This is a genomic window from Arthrobacter globiformis (genome assembly GCF_003261175.1).
GTDB classification, from domain to species: domain Bacteria; phylum Actinomycetota; class Actinomycetes; order Actinomycetales; family Micrococcaceae; genus Arthrobacter; species Arthrobacter globiformis_A.
In genome coordinates, this window is the sequence record NZ_QLNP01000068.1 from 60,070 (window position 1) to 82,226 (window position 22,157).

Here is a 22,157-nt window from a genome sequence, read left to right on the forward strand (position 1 = left end):
GCCGGCTGCCGGTTGGGTTACGGCAGCCAGTGTGGTTCGGAAACGGCTGTGGGGGCGGCTTGGCGCCGTCCCCCACAACCTTATTTTCTGTCTACCACCCTACCTGCAGGGCGGCCGCCGGCCGCCCTGCAGGCTATTCAGCGGCGATCCAGCCGCCAGTCAAGTGCTCAGCAGCCGTCTTTTCGACCGCCGTTTCATTCAACAACGATCAGCAGGTCACCGCCCTGAACCTGTTCCACAGCGGAAATGGCCAGCCGCGTCACCTTGCCGCCCACCGGCGTCGTGATGGAGGCCTCCATCTTCATCGCCTCGATGGTGGCAATGGTGTCGCCGGCCTTGACGGTGTCGCCCGCCTCGACGGTGACCGTCACGGCGCCAGCGAAGGGAGCGGCGACGTGGCCCGGCACGGACGCGTCAGCCTTCTCCGCCGTCTTCACGTTGCTGACCACGGACTTGTCGCGCACCGAGACCGGGCGGGACTGGCCGTTGAGCGTGCACATGACCGTGCGCATGCCCTTCTCGTCCGGCTCCGACACAGCTTCCAGGGACGCGATGAGGCGCACACCCTTTTCGAGCTGGATCACGTGCTCTTCACCGCGCTGCAGGCCGTACAGGTAGTCGCGGGTGTCCAGCACCGAAACGTCGCCGTACGTCTCCCGGCTCTTGAGGTAGTCCTTGGTCGGACCGGCGAAGAGCAGCCGGTTCAGCGTCTGCTGGCGGGTCTTCGAGTCGCCGCGGAGCGCTGCGCTGTCCTCAGCGCTCAGCTCGGCGTCGCGCACCTTGACGCTCCGGCCCTGGAGGGCCTTGGTGCGGAACGGTTCCGGCCAGCCTCCCGGAGGATCGCCCAGCTCGCCGGACAGGAATCCGATAACGGAGTCGGGGATGTCGTAGTTCTGCGGGTTCTCGTTGAAGTCGGCCGGGTCTGCGTTCAGGCCCACGAGGTGCAGGGCAAGGTCGCCCACCACCTTCGACGACGGGGTCACCTTGACCAGGTGGCCCAGGATCCGGTCGGCAGCGGTGTACATGTCCTCGATCGCCTCGAAGCGCTCGCCCAGGCCAAGCGCGATGGCCTGCTGGCGGAGGTTTGACAGCTGCCCGCCCGGGATTTCGTGCTGGTACACGCGGCCTGTCGGACCCGGCAGGCCCGATTCGAACGGGGCGTAGACCCTGCGGACGGCCTCCCAGTACGGCTCAAGTGAGCTGACCGCTGCCAGGCTGAGGCCGGTGTCGCGTTCAGTGTGGGCCAGGGCCGCAACCAGGGCCGACGCCGACGGCTGGCTGGTGGTGCCGGCGAGGGATGCCGAGGCGACATCCACGGCGTCGACGCCTGCATCGACTGCCGAGAGCAGGGTGGCGAGCTGGCCGCCTGCGGTGTCGTGGGTGTGCAGGTGGACCGGAAGGTCAAAGCGTTCCCGCAGCGCCGAGACGAGCTTCGCGGCGGCTGCCGGACGCAGCAGGCCTGCCATGTCCTTGATGGCGAGGATGTGGGCGCCCGCTTCGACAATCTTGTCCGCCAGGCCAAGGTAGTAGTCCAGTGTGTAGAGCGTCTCGCTCGGGTCCAGCATGTCGCCGGTGTAGCAAAGTGCCACCTCGGCGACGGCGGTGCCGGTGGCCCGGACTGCGCGGATGGCCGGCGCCATCTGGCTGACGTCGTTCAGTGCATCGAAGATGCGGAAGATGTCGATGCCGGTGGCCGCTGCCTCGTTGACGAAGGCCTCGGTCACTTCCTCGGGGTACGGGGTATAGCCCACGGTGTTCCGGCCGCGGAGCAGCATCTGCAGGCAGACGTTCGGCAGGGCCTTGCGCAGCGCGGCAAGCCGGTCCCAGGGGTCCTCGCCGAGGAACCGCAGCGCGACGTCGTAGGTGGCACCGCCCCAGGCCTCAACCGAGAGCAGTTCCGGCAGGAGGGTGGAGACCGCGGGCGCGGCGGCCAGCAGATCCCTGGTGCGGACGCGGGTGGCCAGGAGTGACTGGTGGGCGTCGCGGAAGGTGGTGTCGGTGACGGCGACGGCTTTCTGCTCGCGCAGCGCCTTGGCGAAGCCCTCCGGTCCGAGTTCCAGCAGCCGCTGGCGGGAGCCGGGGCGTGCCTCGGCGCCGGCGACGGCCGGGAGCTTGTCTGCGGGGTCGGTGCGGACCGGAAGTTCGCCGTTCGGCTTGTTCACGGTGACCTCGGCCAGCCAGGTCAGCAGCTTCGTGCCGCGGTCGGCGGAGACGCGAGACTTCAGCAGTTCGGGGCGTTCGTCGATGAAGGACGTGGCCACGTTGCCGGCGATGAAGTCGGCGTCGTCAAGGACGGCCTGCAGGAAGGAGATGTTCGTGGAGACACCGCGGATGCGGAACTCCGCCAGCGCCCGGCGCGCCCTGGCGACGGCGGAGGGGTAGTCCCGGCCGCGGCAGGTGAGCTTCACCAGCATGGAGTCGAAGTGCGGGCTGATTTCGGCACCCGAGTAGACGGTGCCGCCGTCGAGCCTTACACCGGCACCGCCGGCGGAGCGGTATCCCGTGATCTTTCCGACGTCGGGCCGGAAGCCGTTGGCCGGGTCCTCGGTGGTGATGCGGCTCTGCAGCGCGGCACCCTTGAGGTGAACGGTCTCCTGGGAAAGCCCAAGGTCAGCCAGGGTCTCACCCGCGGCAATGCGCATCTGCGACTGGACGAGGTCGACGTCGGTGACCTCTTCCGTAACCGTGTGCTCCACCTGGATGCGGGGGTTCATTTCGATGAAGACGTGCTGGCCGGCGCGTTCGCCCACGGTATCCACCAGGAACTCGACCGTTCCCGCGTTGACGTAATTCAGGGCCTTGGCGAACTTCACCGCGTCCCGGTACAGGGCCTGGCGGATGCCTTCGTCCAGGTTGGGGGCCGGGGCGATCTCGATAACCTTCTGGTGGCGGCGCTGGATGGAACAGTCACGCTCGAAGAGGTGCATGACGTTGCCCTCGGCGTCAGCCAGGATCTGGACCTCGATGTGGCGCGGGCGCAGCACCGCCTGCTCAAGGAACATGGTGGGGTCACCGAAGGCGGCGTCGGCCTCGCGCATAGCGGACTGCAGCGCCTCCGGCAGGGCTTCGCGGGTGTCGACGCGGCGCATGCCGCGCCCGCCGCCGCCGGCCACAGCCTTGGCGAAAATGGGGAAGCCGATCTCATCCGCAGCAGCGATCAGTTCGTCAAGGTCCTTCGACGGCGCGCTCGACTTCAGCACGGGGACGCCTGCCTTGCGGGCGGCCTCCAGTGCGGCCACCTTGTTGCCGGCGAGTTCCAGGACCTCCGCGGGCGGACCCACGAAGGTGATGCCCGCGGCCTTTGCGGCACGCGCCAGGTCCGGGTTCTCGGAGAGGAAGCCGTAGCCGGGGTAGATGGCGTCCGCCCCGGACTCCTTCGCCACGCGCACCACTTCGTCTACGTCCAGGTAGGCGCGGACTGGGTGGCCCTCTTCGCCGATCAGATACGCCTCATCGGCCTTCTGGCGGTGGATCGAGTTGCGGTCCTCGTTGGGGAACACGGCGACTGTCTTGGCGCCCAGTTCGTAGCCGGCGCGGAAAGCCCGGATTGCGATTTCTCCGCGGTTGGCCACCAGAATCTTGGAAAACATACTTCTCCTGCATCATTGCGGGTGTATCGGTGAGTGGTCACAGTGTGTAAGACGGGCCGGACGAAACACAAATCATTGTGTCTACCGTCACAGAATTATCCGTCATCTCAGGACCATATTCACCGCCGTCCCGTAATTACTGCTGTTTTGCTGCTGCCGGACCGTCGCCGTTTCGGTCTTCGTCGCCCATTCCCAAGGACGACGGCGTCGGGCCGGCCGGGGAGGCATGCCCGGATCCGCAGAAGAAGGGATTCCGGCCGAGGTCAACATATGATGAATGGGGCGGCGGAAGCCTGCCCCGGTTCCGGCAGCACCGGAACGGAAAGTACCCCAACACGGCAACCGGCGTTAGGTATTGGTCTCTCAAGTGCAAGTAGTCAGCATCAGCAGCCTCAAGGGCGGTGTCGGCAAGACATCCGTTACAACCGGACTGGCGTCTGCGGCACTGGCCGCAGGCATCCCAACCCTCGTAGTGGACCTCGATCCCCATGCCGACGCCAGCACAGCCCTCGGCGTGCAGCCCAGCGACAAGCTGGACATCGGCAGGATGCTGAAGAATCCGCGCAAGGCCAAGATCGCCGAGAACGTCGTGCCCAGCGGCTGGATCAGCCGGGCAGCCGTCAACGGTTCCGGTCCGGCGGTGCTCGATGTCGCCGTCGGGTCCGCGTACACCGGTATCTACGACCGGCCGGACCTCGGCAAGCGCGATTTGCGCAGGCTGTCCGCGGTGCTGTCCGGCGCGGATGCCTATGAACTCGTCCTGGTGGACTGCCCGCCGTCCCTGAACGGCCTGACCCGCATGGCCTGGTCGGCCAGCAACAAGGTGGCGCTGGTGGCCGAGCCCGGGCTCTTCTCCGTGGCCGGCACTGAGCGCACCATGCGGGCCATCCAGCTTTTCCGGCAGGAATTCGCGCCGAACCTGTCCCCCGCCGGCATCGTGGCCAACCGCGTGCGCTCCGGATCCTCCGAGCACGCGTTCCGGCTTGCCGAAATGCAGGCCATGTTCGGCGACCTCCTGCTGGCTCCGCACATCCCGGAACAGGCCAACTGGCAGCAGATCCAGGGTGCGGCGCACTCCGTCCACCACTGGCCCGGGGACTCCGCGAAGACCGCGGCCGGCCTCTACGACACGCTGCTGGGAAATCTCCTCGCCAGCAACAAGACCAGCCGCAGCCGCAGCGCCCGGTAAGCGCGGCCCCGGTTACCGGGCCCTGCCGCATGCAGAAGGCCGCCTCCCCGACGGGAGGCGGCCTTTTGCGTATTCTCGTGGCTGGCGCCGCTAGCCGATCTTGCGGGCCGCGCGGCGCTTGCTGAGTTCGTCGTCCGGGAACGTCTGTTCGCCGGCATGCTCGCTGGGCAGCGAGGCGAGGCTCCCCTCGACTTCGCGCCACACGCGGCCCACGGCGATGCCGAACACGCCCTGGCCGCCCTGCACGAGATCGATAACCTCGTCCGCGGAGGTGCATTCGTAGACGCTGGCGCCGTCGCTCATGAGGGTGATCTGGGCCAGGTCCTCGACACCCCGTTCACGGAGGTGCTCCACGGCACTGCGGATCTGCTGCAGCGATACGCCGGTGTCCAGCAGCCGCTTGACGACTTTCAGGACCAGGATGTCGCGGAACCCATACAGCCGCTGGGAACCGGAGCCGGCTGCGCCACGGACTGCAGGCTCCACCAGGCCGGTGCGGGCCCAGTAGTCGAGCTGCCGGTAGGTGATGCCGGCGGCCTTGCAGGCAGTGGGGCCGCGGTAGCCGGCGTCCTCATCCAGAACCGGGAGATCCTCAGTGAAGAGAAGGCCCTGAGCACCGCTTGCGGGCACGGCAACGCCGGCCGTCGAGGGTTGCTTCAGCTCGCCTGCTTCGCCTTTCGGACTCACGTGGATCCTCCTTGTCATGAGCTCCCCTGGGGAAGTTGCCGCAACAGCTGCTACGCGCATGAAGTCCGGATGAAATTCACGCTTGTAATTCGGCCGGAGTAGCACTTTCCAGTGTGACTTGCGCCGCTGTCGTATGCAATGGGAACTTGGTACCTTCGACGTTAGGCCTGCCATGGCCCAAGGTCAAAGACGTTCGCATGATTGGTCGGGCGTGTCGAAAGTTTCAGCCTTAACTTTAACCTTAACGTGACCTTAGCCGTCGAAATCCTCGGGCTCGACGTCGTCAAGGAACTCCCGGAACCTGCGCAGCTCGCGCTCTTCCTCCACGGTGGGAGGGCCGGGCTCCGTGTCCTCGCCCTCATCGTGCTCGGTGATGCGCACGCCGGCCTCGTCCATGACGGAGTCAGCGCACCAGATCCGGCATTTGGCGCGCAGCGCGATGGCCAGGGCGTCGGATGCCCTGGAGCTCACAGTGGCCCCGTTGTCGAACTGCAGCTGGCCGTAAAAGATGTTGTCCTCCACGGCCACGATGTTCACGCTGACCACGGAATGGCCAAGCGTCTCCACCACGTCCACGAGCAGGTCGTGGGTCATGGGCCGGGGCGGCACCACGCCCTGCTGTGCCAGCGCGATGGCGCTTGCCTCGGGCGTCCCGATCCAGATGGGAACGTGCCGTTCCCCGTGCATCTCGCGGAGCAGGACCAGGGGCTGGTTTGAGGGCAATTCGATGCGGACGCCCACAATCTCGACTTCGATCATCAGATTTCCATCCGCGAGATACGGTCCTGGACAAGGGCCCGGTGCAGGGTGAGGCAGAGGTCGCTGATTTCCCTGGCGGCTTCCGCCGCGCGGGCCTGTGAGGCGGCGTCCCTGCGTGAGGTCAGGGTGGCCACAGCGCGTTCCACGAGTCCGAACTCGCGCTCCGCGGCAGCCTGGAAGGGGCGGAGGTGCCGGGGCTCCAGGCCGTGGCTCTCCAACTGGACGCAGGCACGGGCCACCTGGAGGGCGTGCTCGTCGAATTTGCCGTCCGTGTGCCCGATGAGTCCGAAGCTGAGGAGGGACTGCAGAAGCGGCACGCTGGCCCCCGACTCCGCGCGCAGCTGCTCCTCGCTGAGCCTGCGCGCCTTGTTCTGCAGTTCCGCGGCGAGCTCGTCAGAGACGATCCGCGGGGACACCGTGACTCCGGGCGGGAGGTTCTCGGGCCGCTCGCCCCGGTCGATGGCGTCGAGGTAATCCTTAATGACCTTGAGCGGCAGATACTGGTCGCGCTGAAGCGACAGGACGAAGCGCAGCCGTTCGACGTCGCTGTCCGAGTACTGCCGGTAGCCCGCGGGTGTACGCCGGGGGTTGATGAGCCCTTTTTCCTCAAGGAACCTGATTTTCGACGCCGTCATGCTCGGAAAGTCGTCGCTCAACTGAGCGAGCACTTCCCCGATGTTCAGGACCAGTGGTCCCCGGCGCTCCGGTTGTGCCATTGCCACAGGCAGCCGCTCCGAATCAGACGCGTCCTGCTGCGCGGGCAGGGCTCAGGTAGAAGGTGAGGCGGAACTTGCCAATCTGGACTTCGTTTCCTGACCTCAGTTCCACGCTGTCCACGCGGTCATGGTTGACATAGGTGCCGTTCAGGCTTCCGGTGTCCACCACCTCGAAGCTCCGCGGTGTGCGCCGGAACTCGACGTGGCGGCGGGAGACCGTCACGTCGTCGAGGAAAATGTCAGCATCCGGGTGCCGCCCGGCCGTGGTGACATCGGAGTCAAGAAGGAAACGGGCACCCGAGTTCGGCCCGCTGTGGGCCACGAGCAGGGCCGAGCCGGAGGGCAGTGCCTCGACAGCAGAGCGTTCCTCCGGGGAGAGCTTGGGTACGATCGTCGGCTCGTCATGAACCGGAGTGAGGTTGATCGAGGTGGTTTCCGAGGCCCTGCCCGCACCTGTGCCGTAATCGCCGCTGGTGTGGTTCTGTTCGCCGCCAACCATGGATTCCTCCTCATTCGTTGCAGATGTCCCCCTGCAATCAACGCGTACCGTCCGGAACTGCCTGGCAGCTCCGATATGCCGCCCGCCGTCCGGCCGCAGGACTCCATGGCTGGACTCCGGTGGCCGGGCAGCGGGACCGGTTAGCTTTAGCCTACCTGTTGTTCGTACTCCGATGCACTGAGCAGGGAATCCACTGCATCAGGTTCGGCCAGCTTGACTTCAATGAGCCAGCCGTCCCCGTACGGATCGGAGTTAATGAGCGCGGAATCGCCGTCGAGTGCCTCGTTACGGGCCACGATCTCGCCGGAGACAGGCGCATAAATGTCGCTGACGCTCTTCGTGGACTCAACCTCGCCGACGACGTCGTTTGCCTTAACAGTGGTGCCCACTTCGGGCATCTGGGCGTAGACGACATCCCCGAGGGCGTCCTGTGCGAAGTCGGTGATCCCCACGCGGACAACACCATCGGCGTTCGGTGCGGTCACCCATTCGTGTTCGGCGGTGTAGGACAGATCAGAGGGAATGTTGCTCATCAGGGGCCTTTCATCGGGTCAATCACCAATGTCAACGGAGGCGTAGGGAACAGCCACCGGTTGAAAGTATATGCACAACTCCCTGGCCGCCGGACGGGCCATTAAGCCTGCGGGAACCGCCCAATCCGGCATCCCGTGTGGCAAAGTGGGTGCCATGCCGGAACTACCCGAGGTGGCCGCACTGAGCACGTTCCTCGACACACGGCTGCGCGGCGCGGTGCTGGAGAAGATGCAGATTCTGTCCGTGGCGGTCCTCAAGACGGCCGACCCGCCCTACACGGCGCTGGCAGGCCGTGCTATCACCGGAGTGGAGCGGTTCGGGAAATTCGTCAGCATCGACGCGGACGGCCTGTATCTCGTCTTTCATCTCGCCAGGGCCGGCTGGGTCCGTTACACCGAAAATCCCTCGCCCGATCCGCTCCGGCCCGGCAAGGGTCCCATCGCAGCCCGGCTGCACCTTGCGGGCAGCGACGGCGGGAAGGTGGGCGTCGACCTGACCGAGGCCGGCACCAAGAAGGGCCTGGCAATCTACGTGGTGTCAAAGCCCGGCGACGTTCCCGGCATTGCGGACCTCGGGCCCGATCCGTTCGCCCCGGCCTTCAGCCGGGAGATGTTCGCCGAGATCCTCGCCGGGCACGCGCACCAGATCAAGGGCGTGCTGCGGAGCCAGAGTGTCATAGCCGGCATCGGAAACGCGTACAGCGACGAAATCCTGCACGCAGCGAAGATTTCCCCGTTCGCCATGGCCAATTCCTTGGAGCCGGCGAAGGTCGGGACCCTGTTCGACGCCATCCACACCGTCCTGGGAGCCGCAGTAACCCAGGCCCAGGGAAAGGCGCCCGCGGACCTCAAGGATGCGAAACGGAGCGGCATGAATGTGCATGGCCGCGCCGGCCAGCCCTGCCCGGTATGCGGGGACACGGTCCGGGAGGTGTCATTCGCTGACACTGCCCTGCAGTACTGCCCGACCTGCCAGACAAACGGCAAGATCCTGGCCGACCGCAGAACGTCCCGTTTCCTCAAGTAGCACGGCCTCAGGTAGCGCCTGCCGCTCAGACACGTGCCGCCGTCGAACGGGCAACAAAAAACCCCGCCAACCCTGTTGGGTTGGCGGGGTTTTCATGCGGTCGGGCTGACAGGATTTGAACCTGCGACCCCTTGACCCCCAGTCAAGTGCGCTACCAAGCTGCGCTACAGCCCGTCAGTTCCGCCGTTCTCCGCCAGATGAATCTTCCGAAGAATTTCACCTAAGCAGTCCGGCCGAACCACCTAGAAGAGCTTACACGATTCCGGCGGGTGCCAGTGACACTTTCCGGTATTCGCAGCCCGGTGTGGCGTAATTAACGCTTCTTGCCGCGCTTTTCACGAACCCGCATGCTGACTTCGATGGGCGTTCCCTCGAAGCCGAAGGTTTCCCGCAGGCGGCGGGTGATGAACCGGCGGTAGCCCGGGTCCAGGAATCCCGTAGTGAACAGGACGAACTTCGGCGGCCGGCTGGAGGCCTGCGTGCCGAACAGGATGCGGGGCTGCTTGCCGCCGCGGACCGGGTGCGGGTGCGCCGCCACCAGTTCGCCCAAGAAGGCGTTGAGCCGTCCGGTCGGAATGCGCCTGTCCCAGTTTTCCAGCGCCAGCTCCAGCGCCGGCACCAGGCGGTCCTTGTGCCAGCCCGTCTTGGCGGAGATGTTGACGCGCGGCGCCCACTCCACGTGCGCCAGGTCCTGCTCGATTTCGCGTTCCAGGTACCGGCGCCGTTCGTCGTCCAGAAGGTCCCACTTGTTGAAAGCGAGCACCAGGGCACGCCCCGACTCAATGGCCAGCTGCAGGATGCGGACATCCTGTTCGCTGAGCACCTCGTCAACCGCCAGGAGAACGACGGCGACCTCCGCCTTTTCCAGCGCACTCTGGGTCCGGAGCGAGGCGTAGAAGTCGGCGCCCTGCGCCATGTGCTGGCGACGGCGGATGCCGGCGGTGTCCACGAAGCGCCAGGTTTGGCCGCCGAGCTCGATGAATTCGTCGACCGGGTCGCGGGTGGTGCCGGCAGTGTTGTCCACCACCACGCGCTCGGAGCCGGCAAGCTTGTTCAGGAGGGAGGACTTGCCGACGTTGGGGCGTCCGATCAGGGCGATCCGGCGCGGACCGCCGGAGCGTTCGATGCCTTCAACGGTGGAGAACTCCGGCAGGGTGTCCATGACGTGGTCCAGCAGGTCGGCGACGCCGCGGCCGTGCAGCGCGGAGACGGGGTACGGCTCACCGAAGCCCAGGCCCCACAGGACTGCGGAGTCGGCTTCCTGCACGAAGTCGTCCACCTTGTTGGCCACGAGGATGACAGGCTTCTTGCTCCGCCGGAGCATCTTCACGACGGCCTCGTCCGTGGCGGTTGCGCCCACTGCCGAGTCGACGACGAACAGCACTGCGTCAGCCAGCTCCACTGCCATTTCGGCCTGCTCGGCCACCCGGGCATGGATGCCGCGGGCATCGTGTTCCCAGCCGCCGGTATCCACCAGCGTGAAGTTCCGGCCGTTCCAGTTCGCGGAGTACATCACGCGGTCGCGCGTCACGCCGGGGGTGTCCTCCACAACCGCCTCGCGGCGGCCCAGGATGCGGTTAACGAGGGTGGACTTGCCAACGTTCGGGCGGCCGATGATGGCGAGCACGGGGTCCAGCTTGAGCGGGCCCTCGAGATCGTCCTCGTCGTGCAGGCCGCTGAGGAGCGCGGCGTCTTCTTCGTCGAGTTCGTAGGCGTCCAGTCCGGCGCGGAGGGAAGCGGCGCGAAGCTCCGCCTCGTCGTCGTCCATGGCCGCCAGATGTTCAGCCACCTGGTCTGTGCCGGTGGGCGTGTATTCGTCTTCGCCGGCGCCGGAGTGGCCGGAAGTTTGAGTCGTATCGCTCATTGCGCTTTCCTTAATGGTGGTCTGCCGGCGGTCCGGCTACTGCGGTGGGACGTTGGTGCGGATGATCCGCGGAGGGCAAGGACATCCCGCTGTGCCGGACGGTGTTCCGGACGTGCGCGGCGAGAGTGTCCCGGATTTCCGTAGCCGCCCTGTCCATTGAAGCACGCCCGGTTTCACCCGGTTTCCGGCCGAGCGCGAGGGGCTGGCCGAAGCTGACGTGCAGCTTGCGGCCGGGTTTCGGAATGCTGTCCAGGTGCTCGCCGCCCTGCCGCGTGCCGAGGATGGCCACCGGCACCACAACTGCGTCCGAATTCAGGGCGAGCCATGCCACCCCGTTGCTGATGCCGGTTGCCGTGCCGCTCCCCCGGGTCCCCTCGGGCAGGATGCCGATGCAGCGCCCGGCGTCGAGCATGTCCTTGCTGAGCTGCAGGACCGAGCGGTCTCCCGCGCGGTCAACCGGAAGCTGGCCCGATGCCCTCAGCACGCGGCCGAGGAAGCCCTTGAACATCTCCTTTTTAACGAGAATGTGCATGGGCCGGGGCGAGGCACCGAACATGACGGGTCCGTCGAGGAAGCTGATGTGGTTTCCTGCGAAGATCACCGGCCCCGAGGCCGGAACGTTGGAGCGCCCGGTGACGGATGTGCGGTAGACGGCGTTGTTCAGGAACCGGCCAACGGGTCGGCTCCACGCCATGGACCAGGCACCCGGAACAGTGGCCGAATCACTCATGGTTGATGACCTTGGTGACGATGCGCAGGGCCGCGGCGACGGTTTCCTCGAAATCCAGGTCGGACGAATCCAGCGTCACCACACCGTCCGCCGCCTGCGTGAAGTTCACCACGGTGGAGTCCTTCGCGTCCCGCTGGGTCACCTGGGCGGCCAGTTGCTCGGCGCTTTGGGTTCCGCCGAGCTGGATACCACGGCGGCGGAGCCGGGCTTCCGCACTGGCGGTCAGGAGCATGCGCACCTGTGCACCGGGCACGACGACGGTGGTGATGTCCCGGCCCTCCACCACCATGCGGCGGTTGTGCTTTTCGATCAGGGCGCGCTGGCGGCGGATGAGTTCGGTCCGGGCCCCGAGCGTGGTGGCGACGGCGCTGACGGCCGAGGAGATGCCCGGTTCCCTGATGGCGTCGGTGACGTCGGCACCGCCGACCCGCACAAACTCGCTGTGCGGGCTGGTGCTGATGTCCAGCGGCAGTTCTTCGGCCGCCAGTTCGACGGCAGTGGCGTCGGCAAGGTCCGTTCCGCGGTCAAGGCAGTACCAGGTGAGGGCCCGGTACATCGCACCGGTGTCCAGGTACGCGAGGCTCAGGCGGCGTGCCACTTCCTTGCTGACGCTGGATTTGCCCGAACCGGATGGCCCGTCGATGGCCACGACCAGCGGCCGGCCCAGCCGGAGGGCAGGCAAAGTGTCGATCAGTTCCTGTGTCATTACTGAAGTACCCGCCATCCACGGTCGCTTAGTGCTTCTACAAGTAGGTCATGCGCGCTCGGCAGCACCGAGATTTCCACCATGCCCACGTTCTGTCCGGAGGAGTGGTCCAGCCGGAGGTCTTCGAGGTTGACGCCGATCTCACCGATCTCGGTCAGCAGCCTGGCGATCTGGCCGGGCCGGTCATCGACAAGCACCGTGAGCCAGGAATAGGCCTGCGGAGGTCCGCCGTGTTTACCCGGAATCCTGGCCTGCCCGGCATTGCCTTCGCTCATCAGCTGGGCCAGGTCAAGACGGGCCCCGGCAGCCGCGGGGTCTTCCAGTGTCCCGATCAGCCGGTTGAGGTCTTCGCGCACACCGTAAAGGATCTCCACCACCTTTCGGGCATTCGCTCCCAGGATCTGGACCCACAGCGTAGGGTCGCTGGCCGCGATGCGGGTGGTATCGCGGAGCCCGTTCCCGGCGAGGGAAAGGGCATGCATCGGAGTGTCCTGCAGCCGGCTCGCCAGCAGCGAGGACATCACCTGCGGCAGGTGGGAGACCAGGGCCACGGCCCCGTCATGTTCCTCGGCCGTGAACTGCGAAACGAGGCCGCCCAGGTCGGTGGCCAGCGCCCGCGCAGCCTGGAGCGCCCCGGCCGAGGATTCCTCGGTAGGGCACATGACCCACGGCATGGAGGTGAAAAGCTCGCCCCGGGCGGCGACGGGCCCGGACTTCTCGCGGCCTGCCATGGGATGGGTACCCACGTAGCGGCTGAGGTCCGCGCCGCGGCCCCGCAGGTCATGCAGGATCGCAGCCTTGACGCTTGCGATGTCGACGACGGTGGCGTCCGGGTAGTCTGCCAGCGCGCGATCCACAACGTCCGCGGTCACGTCCGGCGGCGACGCGACCACAACGAGCTCAGGCCGTTCGTCACCCATGCCCGCCAACGGGACGCCGGCGCCGATGTCGACGGCGACTGCCTGGTTGGTCGGCGACGGATCGGACAGGTACACGGCAACGCCGCGGCCGCGCAGGCCAAGGCCGATGCTGGTGCCGAGCAGGCCCGTGCCGATAACGACGACCGGGCCATTAAGGTGTCCGCGGCCGTACGTACGGAAAGCCGACATCCCTTACAGCCCCACGGATGCCAGCAGGTGGCCGACTTCCTGCTTGCCGAGGTTGCGGATGCTTCCCTGGCGCTGGTCACCGAGGCCGATGGGGCCGACCTTGACGCGCACCAGGCGCAATACCGGGAACCCGACGGCGTCGAACAGGCGCCGGACAATGCGGTTCTTGCCGGAGTGCAGCACCACTTCGATCAGGACATGGCCCGGGGTCGAGTCGACCAGCCGGAAGGAGTCGACCGAGGCGAAACCGTCCTCAAGTTCGATGCCGTCCTTGAGCTGCGCGCCGATACCCTGCGGGAACGGCCCGCGGACCTGGACCAGGTAGGTCTTGGGGACCTCGTAGGACGGGTGGGTCAGCCGGTTGGCCAGCTCGCCGTCGTTGGTCAGCAGCAGCAGGCCCTCGGTGGCGACGTCGAGGCGCCCGACGTGGAAGAGCCGTTCGCCCTGGTTGTTGCGGATGTAGTCGCTGATGCACGGCCGGCCTTCGGGGTCCTCCATGGTGGACACCACGCCCTTGGGCTTGTTGAACACCATGTAGACCAGCGTGTCATCCAGCTGGATGCGCAGGCCGTCCACGTGGATGACGGCGGTCTTGGGATCGACGCGTACGCCGAGCTCGGTGACGACCTTGCCGTCGACCTCAACGCGGCCCTCGGCGATCATCTCTTCGCAGACGCGGCGGGAGGCGACGCCGGCGGAGGCCATGACCTTCTGCAGGCGGACGCCGTCGGCGTCGTGGACTTCGGACTGCGGCACCTCGGCGCGCGGACCGCGGGTGCGGGAGGGCCGGCGGACCGGCCCCAGGTTCTTGCCGAAGCGTTCGCTGCCGAAGGCGCGCGAACCCGCGGCCTTGGGGGCGCCCGACTTGGGCTTCAGCGCGCCGGGGGTGCCGGGGGCCCTGTTCGCGCCGGGCTTCCGGGCGGCGGCGGCATTGCGTGCGCCGGTATTGGGTGCACCTGTCCTGGCTGCGGGGGCCTTGGCGCCCCCTTTCCAGTCACCGGCGGGCCGCCGGCCAGCGGGTGCCTCGTCTGGGTCGACGAAGCGCTCCTCGCGGGGCTTGGCCTTGTAGGTGCGGTCGCCGAAGGGGCGGTCACCGCCCTGGGGGAAGTCGCGCTTCCCGGCGCCCGCGCCGCGGCCTTGTGCCGCGCCGCGCGGAGCGTTGCGATCCGGACCTTTACGTCCGGAGCTGTTACGTGGTGAACCCTGGCGTCCCGCCTGTGTCATGACCCGTCCTCTGTGATTTTGACCGGCAAAGGTTGTCCAGAGACAACATTAGCCAGCCGTGCAGATTAAATCTGCCCTGGTAAAAACTGCTTCGCAGGCGTGCCGCCTACATTCTTCCGGCGTCGTAGAACTCTTCAATTCCTTCAAGCCCCGGAAGGTGCGGTGAAAGCTGAGGCAACTCAGCCACCGAGCCGATCCCCATGCGTTCAAGGAAATACGACGTCGTGCGGTACAGGACAGCGCCCGATTCCGGATCGGTTCCGCTATCCTCGATCAAGCCGCGCTGGGTCAGCGTCCGCACAACAGAGTCAACGTTGACTCCCCGAATTGCAGACACCCTTGCCCTGGATACCGGCTGGCGGTAAGCGATGACGGCAAGTGTCTCGAGCGCCGCCTGGGTCAGCCTGGCTGTCTGCCCCTCCAGGACGAAAGCACCGACGACGTCGGCGAATTCAGCCCGTGAGTAGATGCGCCAGCCGCCGGCGACATTCCGCAATTCAAAACCCCGGGGGCTGGAAGCGACGTCATGCTTAGGTCCATCACTGCCAGTTTCCAAATCCGGGGCTTTAACAGTATAGCCGTCATAGTCGCGCTGCAGATCCAGCAGCAGTTCCTCGACGGCTGCCACCGTCAGGTTCAGTCCGGCGGCCAGGTCGGTGGCAGAGGTGGGCTCGTCCAGCACCATCAGCACCGCCTCAAGTGCGGCGCGTTCCCGGCCCGAAACTGGATCCGTCATTGATGCTCCTCGTATTCTTCGCTCAGGTGCTCCCCCGTCCATCCGGTGCCATCCGCGGTCCACCGCACAGTCAGGTCCCCCAGCGGCGCCACCTGGTCGAAGGCCACCACCTGGTCCCTGAACAGCTCCAGCAGAGCCAGGAAGCGCGCCACCACAACCAGCGTAGATTCTGCGTCGGCTATCAGGGCACGGAATGTCAGGGGCCGGCCGTCCTGCAGCCGCAGGCCGATGAGTTCGGCCTGTTCCTTGACGCTGACCGTGCTGCCGTGCAGGTGGGCCACGCCCACCTCTGTCGGTGCGGGGTCCTTTGGCTTGAGCGCTGCCTCGGCCAGTGCCGCGAACTGTCCAGGGCTGTGCTTCCAGACGAGCTCCGGCAGCATCGCTGCGAAGTTCTCCTCGAGTGCCACCTGACGCGGATAGCGCCGGGACTCCAGTTCCAGGGTGGCGTCCATCAGCGCGGCAACCTTCTTGAAGGCCTTGTACTGCAGCAGCCGGGCAAAGAGCAGGTCACGTGCCTCGAGAAGGGCGATGTCGTCGTCGTCCTCCACTTCACCGGCGGGCAGCAGGCGCGCTGCCTTCAGGTCCAGCAGCGTGGCCGCGATGACGAGGAACTCACTGGCCTCGTCAAGGGCCCACTCCTCCCCCAGCTCCTGGAGGTTCCGGATGTACCGGATGAATTCGTCGGTGACCGTGGCAAGTGCCACCTCGGTGATGTCCAGCTGGTGTTTGGAGATCAGTCCCAGCAGGAGGTCGAAGGGGCCGCTGAAGTTGGCCAGGCGTACCTCGAAGCCGGACCGCCTGGCCTCGGCGGCGGGCGTTGCCGGCTCTGCGGTCATCCGGGCTAGGGCGCGCCGCCGCGCGAAATCAGTTCCTTGGCGAGGCGGCGGTAGGCGTCGGCACCCACGTGGTTTCCGGCGTAGCTCGTGATGGGCTCGGCGGCCACCGTGGCGTCGGCGAACTTGATGGAACGCTTGATGACGGTTTCGAAGACCTTGTCGCCGAAGGCCTCCACCAGGCGGCTGATGACTTCCCGGCTGTGCAGCGTGCGGGCGTCGTACATCGTGGCCAGTACGCCGTCCACCTGCAGCCGCGGGTTGAGCCGGTCCTGGACCTTGTCGATGGTTTCGACCAGCAGTGCCACCGCGCGCAGGGCAAAGAACTCGCAGATCAGCGGAATGATCACGCCGTGGGCCGCGGTCAGCGCGTTGACGGTGAGCAGTCCGAGGGAAGGCTGGCAGTCAATGAGCACGACATCGTAGTCGTCCTCGACCTTCTTCAGCGCCCGGTCCAGGACCTGCTCGCGGGCCACCTCGTTGACCAGCTGGACTTCCGCCGCCGAGAGGTCGATGTTGGCCGGCAGCAGGTCCACGTTCTCCACGCCGGTCTGGTGGATGGCTTCGCGGATGTCGATCTTGCGGTCCATCAGGACGTTGTAGACCGTCAGATCGAGTTCATGAGGGTTGACGCCGAGCCCGGCGGACAGCGCGCCCTGCGGGTCGAAGTCCACCAGCAACACGCGGCGGCCATATTCGGCGAGCGCTGCGGCAAGGTTGATGGTGGAGGTGGTCTTGCCCACCCCGCCCTTCTGGTTAACCATGGCTATGACGCGGGCCGGTCCATGGGAGGACAGCGGCGCGGGCTCCGGAAATTCGCGGTGGGGGCGGCCCGTGGGACCCATGACGGCGTCTTCCAGGTCGAGTTCCGTGCCTTCCAGAGTTGCTGAACCCTGTTCGCTGCTCACGTATCTATCCACACTTTCGATGACGGTGATTTTTCTGCCGCTGTCTTCCAGCGCCCCTGCTTCTTCCACCCCAAGGCTACAGCGCCCGACACGGCATTCCGTGGACCTTGACTTTTGATGGCGTTTGAGCCTTTACCTTGTACCTGAGGTCGAAGGTTGGCTTTTTGGCGGCCAAGAAACCGCCCGCACAGGCAGGGCCTGTGCGGGCGGTTTCATTACGGCTGGACTGGCGTTTGGCCTTAAGCCTTGGCCGGCATGGCCGGTGCGGGGGCTTCCACCACGCCGTGGTGGTGCGCCACCATGGTCTGTTCGTCGAACGGTTCCTCGCCGGACAGCACCCGGTTGACCTGTTCGCCGTCGACCTCCTTGACCCAAGTGCCGATCAGCAGGGTGGCGACGGCGTTGCCGGTGAAGTTGGTCAGTGCACGGGCCTCGGACATGAAGCGGTCGATGCCGACGATCATGCCGACGCCGCCCAGGAGTTCGGGCTTGTGGGCCTGCAGGCCGGCGGCGAGCGTGGCCAGGCCAGCACCGGTGACGCCGGCTGCGCCCTTGGACGCGATGATCATGAAGACCAGCAGGGAGATCTGCGCGCCGAGGTCCAGCGGGGTTCCCATCGCGTTGGCCACGAAGAGCGACGCCATGGTCAGGTAGATGGCCGTGCCGTCAAGGTTGAAGGAGTAACCGGTGGGAACCGTTACGCCGACAACCGGCTTGGAGACGCCCAGGTGCTCCATCTTGGCGATCAGGCGCGGCAGGGCGGCCTCGGAGGACGACGTCGAGAAGATCAGCAGGTATTCGCGGGCCAGGTACTTCATCAGCTTGAAGATGTTCACGCCGGTGACAACCTGCAGCAGGCCGCCGAGGATGACGACGATGAACAGCGCACAGGTGATGTAGAACGCGATCATCAGGGTGAACATGCTCACGATGGCCTGGAAGCCGGTAGCGCCGACCACGGCGGCGATGGCACCGAAGGCACCCACCGGGGCAAGCCACATGATCATGATCAGGATGCGGAAGACCAGGGCCTGGCCGTGGCCGATGGCCTTCAGGATCGGGGCTCCCTGCGGCCCCATCTTCTGCAGCGCGAAGCCGACGAGGATGGCGGCGAGCAGGGTGGGAAGCACCGGAATGTCGCCGGGGATGATGCCCAGCAGGAAGTCGACGGTGCTGTCCGTGGCCGCCTTCTTGTTAGGGTCGTACGGCGTGAGCTTCAGGCCTTCGCCCGGGTGGATGATGTTGCCGACGACGAGGCCGATCGCCAGCGCGAAAGTGGACATCACAACGAAGTAGCCCAATGCCAGGCCGCCGACCTTGCCGACGGTGGCCGCCTTGGCGATGGAGCCGATGCCCAGCACGATGGTGCAGAAAATGACCGGGGCGATCATCATCTTGATCAGCTTGATGAAGCCGTCACCGAGGGGCTTGAGTGATTTTCCGACCTCGGGGAACAGCAGTCCCACCAGAGCGCCGAGGATGACGGCTGCGATAACCGCGATGTACAGGTAATGGGACTTGTCGAGTCCCTTGCGCTCGGCTTTAGCCGGCGCTGCCGACTCTCCTCGTTGAGAAGCCATCTTGTCTCTCCTTATGGATAATCTGGAAGACGCTTCGGCACAATCTCTGGGCTCCGCGCGTCGGTCCTTTGTGATTTCCATCATTCGCCACAGGGTGACTTGGCTCACCGTTGCGTTCATATTGGTCATGGGAGGTGTTGATGATCCACCGCTGGAGCATCGCGAGGCGGCTGTTCGTTGCGAACCTGCTGTTCATGCTGGCCCTTACGGCCATCGTCGGCACGGCCGTTTTCGTCGACGCCCGGGACCATGCCTACGAGGAGGCCGGCCGCCGGATGGGCGCCCTCGCTACGTCCATCGCCGATAACCCGCTGGTTCTGCAGGCCGCCGGCTCCGGGAACCCCTCGGCGCAGCTGCAGCCTTACGCACTGAAAGTCATGGCCGATTCGGGAGCCGATTTCATCACCATCATGGCGCCGGACCGGACGCGGTGGACGCACCCGCTGGACGAGGAGCTTGGCCGGCCCTACATCGGTTCGATCGAAGAGGCCCTGCGGGGACGGGTCTTCACCGAGATCACCGCCGGAACGCTGGGTCCGTCGGTGCGGACGATCGCCCCGGCGAAGGACGCCCGCGGCACGGTCCGCGCACTCGTGGCGGCCGGGGTGACCGTCAATACTGTGGACGTGGCCGTCTCCGGCAGGCTCCCGGCGCTGCTGGCCGTCTCCGGCTTCCTGCTCGCGGGCGGATCGCTCGCGTCGTGGTTTCTTGGCCGCTACCTGCGGCGCGTGACCAGGGGGTGGGGTCCCGAACAGCTGGCCCAGCTCTTCGCCTACTACGAATCAGTGCTGCACTCCGTCAGGGAAGGCGTCATTCTGATCGACCCGGCCGGGAGGGTGGTCATCTACAACGACCAGGCGGCCGAACTGCTGGGGCTGGAGCCGCGGGAAGCGGAGGACGACCACGCGGCCACGCCGTTGCTCGCCGACCTGCCTCTGGCCCCCAGTCTCAAGGAACTCTTCAAGTCGGGACGCACCGCCCATGACGAAATCCACCTCACGCGTGACGGCGTGCTGGTGGTCAACCAGCGGCCGGCAGTGGGGCCAGGATCCTCCGCGGGACGGCAGCGGGGCCCGCTGTTCGGCACTGTTGCCACCATCCGCGACCGCACAGAGATCGAGTCCCTGGGCACCGAGCTTGAGAGCATGCGGACACTTTCCGATGCCCTCCGTGCACAGACCCACGAGCACGCAAACCGCCTTCACACCATGGTCTCCCTGCTGGAGCTGGGCCGGACTGATGAGGCCCTCGACTTTGCCACGAAGGACCTGGAGCTGAGCCAGCAACTGACGGACGACGTGGTCGGTTCAGTCCAGGAGCCGGTGCTGAGCGCACTGGTCATGGGCAAGGCGGCCGAGGCCCACGAGCGCGGCGTCGAGCTGGTGGTCGAGGCGTCCGGGCCGGCCCTCAGCGGAGACTTGGCCGTACAGGACCTGGTCACGGTCCTTGGCAATCTGCTGGACAATGCCATCGACGCCGCCGCCGAGGCCCCCTCACCACGGCAGGTGGAGCTGCTGGTGGACACGACGGGCGGAAGCCTGGACATCACCGTGCAGGATACGGGTAAAGGCATTGACCCAACAGCTGTAGACGACGTGTTCCGCTACGGTTTCAGCACCAAGGCGGCCGGGCCCTTCGGTCGGGGCCTCGGCCTGGCACTGGTGAAACAGGCCGTCCAGCGCCTGGCCGGTACCATGAGCATCAGCAACTCGAGCACCGGCGGGGCGCGCTTCCACATCGCGCTTCCGGCCACGATCGCTTCGGGCACATTGCTCCCAGACACGTCGCTCCCAGACACCTTTCCCCCAAGCACACCGCCGTCAAGCAAGTTCCCGTCCAGCACATTCCCGGCCAGCACGGCCGCATCAAGCCCCCCGGAGGAGCACGCGTGACAGACATCCGAGTCCTCGTCGTCGAGGACGAGCCCGTGGCGGCTGCGGCACACGCCGCCTACGTGGGCAGGGTGGATGGCTTCACGCTGACCGGAACGGCCCCGGACGGCCAGTCGGCGCTCCGGATGCTCACCGAGTTCTCCGCCGCCGGCAGCCCGGTGGAGCTGGTTCTGCTGGACATGAACCTGCCGGACCTGCATGGCCTCGACATCGCCCGGCGGATGCGCTCCGCCGGGCACTTCGCCGACATCATCGCAATCACAGCCGTTCGGGAACTGGCGATTGTCCGCAGCGCCGTATCCATCGGCGTCGTGCAGTACCTCATCAAGCCGTTCACCTACGCGACGTTCGCGGACAAGCTGGAGAGCTACCGCCAGTTCCGTGAGCAGCTGGCAGGACCAGCGGCGGGGTCGGCCAAGGCAGCAGCATCGCAGAGCGACGTGGACCAGGCCTTCGCTAGCCTGCGGGCGCCGTCCGAGCTGCCGCTGCCGAAGGGCCTGGCCCCTTCAACGCTCGACGCCGTCCGCGACTTCATGAAGGAACAGCCGGGGGCCGTCTCGGCCACCGAAGTCATGACCGCTTTGGGAATGTCGAGGGTCACCGCGCGGCGCTACCTTGAGTACCTTGCCGACGCCGGAACGGTCTCCCGTACGGCACGGTACGGCGCTCCGGGCCGGCCTGAGAACGAATACCGTTGGTCCCGCGCCTGATCACCGACGGGCACCGTGGGTACTGACACAGCTCATCACGGAGGGGCCCGTTGAGGACGGCCCTGCAGGCGGCAGCGGGTGAGGACCAGTAGGGCCAGGGATCCAAAGGCAGCGCAGGATCCAGGTCTTCGGGTCTGTCCGGCTGCTCCAGCCCGTCCGGCGGCTCCGGCCAGTCCGGCCCGTGTGGTTCGGACCAGTCCTGTCTGGGTGACAGTTCCCGTAAGTCTTGGCCGGGTGGTGGTTCTGGCCAGGTAGGTGGTTCCCAGTCCTGGTACTCGGCCTGGTAGGACCGGCCGGACGGTGAGATCCAGCCGGGCGGGGCGTCGCGGGTCGCGCCGTCCGGTCTCCACGCAGTGGCGTGTTTGAGTCGGTGGTGCTTGGGGCAGGGCTGGCCAAGATTCGCGACGCCGGTGCCGCCGCCGTCGGCCCAGGCGAGGATGTGGTCGGCGTCGTTGTCCAGTGAGTGGTTGTTACAGCTCGGGAATGTGCAGCTGGCGTCCCGGAGCCGCAGCCATTGGCGCACCGGTTTCGTTAACCGGTAGCTGGTGCGTCCAATTTCCAGCGGTGCACCATCGCGCGGGTCGGTGAGCACCCTAAGGAACGACGTTGCGCCGTCGGCAACCAGCCGGCGGGCCATCGACGGCGGGATCGGACCGTACCCGTCCAGCATGGCCGGCTCCTCGGACAGGCCGAGCAGCGAGAACACCGGAACCGTGACCAGCACCTGCGCCCGTGGGGACGGCACCCCACCGGCCGGCACAAGACCGGATGGCGCATCACCTACGGGGACAGAACCTGCGGGCATTGAACCTGCCGGCACGGCGTCTGCGGGGACCTTTTCTGCGGGCGGGTCCTCAGCCGCGCC

At 66.4% G+C, this 22,157-nt stretch carries 19 protein-coding genes, 1 tRNA gene and 1 pseudogene; 4 read left to right on the forward strand and 17 right to left on the reverse strand.

Annotated features, from left to right (window positions below; all coding sequences use genetic code 11):
* Positions 1–194: 194 nt before the first annotated feature.
* Complete coding sequence (locus DBZ45_RS09535; RefSeq protein ID WP_111903681.1) at positions 195–3,590, reverse strand: pyruvate carboxylase; 3,396 nt, start codon at positions 3,588–3,590, stop codon at positions 195–197.
* 367 nt (positions 3,591–3,957) lie between these two features.
* On the opposite strand from DBZ45_RS09535, the gene DBZ45_RS09540 reads away from it, so the two are divergent.
* Positions 3,958–4,779: a ParA family protein gene (locus DBZ45_RS09540; RefSeq protein ID WP_111903682.1), complete on the forward strand. Its 822-nt coding sequence runs from the start codon at positions 3,958–3,960 to the stop codon at positions 4,777–4,779.
* 90 nt (positions 4,780–4,869) lie between these two features.
* Here the strand turns inward: DBZ45_RS09540 and DBZ45_RS09545 are convergent, their stop codons facing one another.
* The 5 genes from DBZ45_RS09545 to gcvH form a co-directional block, all read right to left on the reverse strand.
* On the reverse strand, positions 4,870–5,466 hold the full coding sequence (locus DBZ45_RS09545) for a MerR family transcriptional regulator (protein ID WP_003801807.1): 597 nt from the start codon (positions 5,464–5,466) through the stop codon (positions 4,870–4,872).
* Positions 5,467–5,718: 252 nt separating this feature from the next.
* Entirely contained in the window at positions 5,719–6,225 is a 507-nt protein-coding gene (locus DBZ45_RS09550; RefSeq protein ID WP_102973947.1) for a bifunctional nuclease family protein, read from the reverse strand.
* Positions 6,225–6,941: a transcriptional regulator FtsR gene (gene ftsR, locus DBZ45_RS09555; protein WP_043418625.1), complete on the reverse strand. Its 717-nt coding sequence runs from the start codon at positions 6,939–6,941 to the stop codon at positions 6,225–6,227. Before ftsR ends, DBZ45_RS09550 begins: the two co-directional genes overlap by 1 nt.
* A 22-nt stretch (positions 6,942–6,963) precedes the next feature.
* Complete coding sequence (locus tag DBZ45_RS09560; RefSeq protein WP_111903683.1) at positions 6,964–7,440, reverse strand: FHA domain-containing protein; 477 nt, start codon at positions 7,438–7,440, stop codon at positions 6,964–6,966.
* A 146-nt stretch (positions 7,441–7,586) separates the two neighbouring features.
* Positions 7,587–7,973: a glycine cleavage system protein GcvH gene (gene gcvH / locus DBZ45_RS09565; protein ID WP_111903684.1), complete on the reverse strand. Its 387-nt coding sequence runs from the start codon at positions 7,971–7,973 to the stop codon at positions 7,587–7,589.
* A 154-nt stretch (positions 7,974–8,127) separates the two neighbouring features.
* Here gcvH and DBZ45_RS09570 point away from each other — a divergent pair, with 154 nt between their 5' ends.
* Positions 8,128–9,000, forward strand: coding sequence for an Fpg/Nei family DNA glycosylase (locus DBZ45_RS09570; protein ID WP_111903698.1), 873 nt, complete (start codon positions 8,128–8,130; stop codon positions 8,998–9,000).
* A 100-nt stretch (positions 9,001–9,100) separates the two neighbouring features.
* Here the strand turns inward: DBZ45_RS09570 and DBZ45_RS09575 are convergent.
* From DBZ45_RS09575 to DBZ45_RS09620, 10 genes are all read right to left on the reverse strand, one after another.
* Positions 9,101–9,174 (reverse strand) — tRNA-Pro (locus DBZ45_RS09575).
* A 139-nt stretch (positions 9,175–9,313) separates the two neighbouring features.
* Positions 9,314–10,864: a ribosome biogenesis GTPase Der gene (der, locus tag DBZ45_RS09580; RefSeq protein WP_111903685.1), complete on the reverse strand. Its 1,551-nt coding sequence runs from the start codon at positions 10,862–10,864 to the stop codon at positions 9,314–9,316.
* A gap of 10 nt (positions 10,865–10,874) precedes the next feature.
* Positions 10,875–11,558, reverse strand: a complete 684-nt coding sequence (locus DBZ45_RS09585; protein WP_440130512.1) for a lysophospholipid acyltransferase family protein — start codon at positions 11,556–11,558, stop codon at positions 10,875–10,877.
* A 28-nt stretch (positions 11,559–11,586) separates the two neighbouring features.
* Positions 11,587–12,300, reverse strand: coding sequence for a (d)CMP kinase (gene cmk / locus DBZ45_RS09590; protein ID WP_111903687.1), 714 nt, complete (start codon positions 12,298–12,300; stop codon positions 11,587–11,589).
* Positions 12,300–13,409, reverse strand: a complete 1,110-nt coding sequence (locus tag DBZ45_RS09595; RefSeq protein WP_111903688.1) for a prephenate dehydrogenase — start codon at positions 13,407–13,409, stop codon at positions 12,300–12,302. Before DBZ45_RS09595 ends, cmk begins: the two co-directional genes overlap by 1 nt.
* Positions 13,410–13,412: 3 nt before the next feature.
* A complete protein-coding gene (locus DBZ45_RS09600) occupies positions 13,413–14,633 on the reverse strand; it encodes a pseudouridine synthase (RefSeq protein WP_111903689.1) in 1,221 nt (406 codons plus the stop codon).
* 106 nt (positions 14,634–14,739) lie between these two features.
* Complete coding sequence (scpB, locus tag DBZ45_RS09605) at positions 14,740–15,369, reverse strand: SMC-Scp complex subunit ScpB (RefSeq protein ID WP_111903690.1); 630 nt, start codon at positions 15,367–15,369, stop codon at positions 14,740–14,742.
* Positions 15,366–16,205: a segregation and condensation protein A gene (locus DBZ45_RS09610; RefSeq protein WP_111903691.1), complete on the reverse strand. Its 840-nt coding sequence runs from the start codon at positions 16,203–16,205 to the stop codon at positions 15,366–15,368. Before DBZ45_RS09610 ends, scpB begins: the two co-directional genes overlap by 4 nt.
* Positions 16,206–16,210: 5 nt before the next feature.
* The gene (locus DBZ45_RS09615; RefSeq protein WP_102974002.1) at positions 16,211–17,110 is read right to left on the reverse strand and encodes a ParA family protein; all 900 of its coding nucleotides are present in this window, start codon (positions 17,108–17,110) and stop codon (positions 16,211–16,213) included.
* Between the two features lie 239 nt (positions 17,111–17,349).
* Positions 17,350–18,690, reverse strand: coding sequence for a cation:dicarboxylate symporter family transporter (locus DBZ45_RS09620; RefSeq protein WP_111903692.1), 1,341 nt, complete (start codon positions 18,688–18,690; stop codon positions 17,350–17,352).
* A gap of 140 nt (positions 18,691–18,830) precedes the next feature.
* Here DBZ45_RS09620 and DBZ45_RS09625 point away from each other — a divergent pair, with 140 nt between their 5' ends.
* Both DBZ45_RS09625 and DBZ45_RS09630 read left to right on the forward strand, forming a co-directional pair.
* Positions 18,831–20,582, forward strand: a complete 1,752-nt coding sequence (locus DBZ45_RS09625; protein ID WP_111903693.1) for a sensor histidine kinase — start codon at positions 18,831–18,833, stop codon at positions 20,580–20,582.
* Positions 20,579–21,292, forward strand: a complete 714-nt coding sequence (locus DBZ45_RS09630; RefSeq protein ID WP_111903694.1) for a response regulator — start codon at positions 20,579–20,581, stop codon at positions 21,290–21,292. Before DBZ45_RS09625 ends, DBZ45_RS09630 begins: the two co-directional genes overlap by 4 nt.
* Positions 21,293–21,359: 67 nt before the next feature.
* Here DBZ45_RS09630 and DBZ45_RS09635 read toward each other — a convergent pair.
* Positions 21,360–22,157: pseudogene (locus tag DBZ45_RS09635) on the reverse strand (HNH endonuclease signature motif containing protein); the annotation flags it as partial.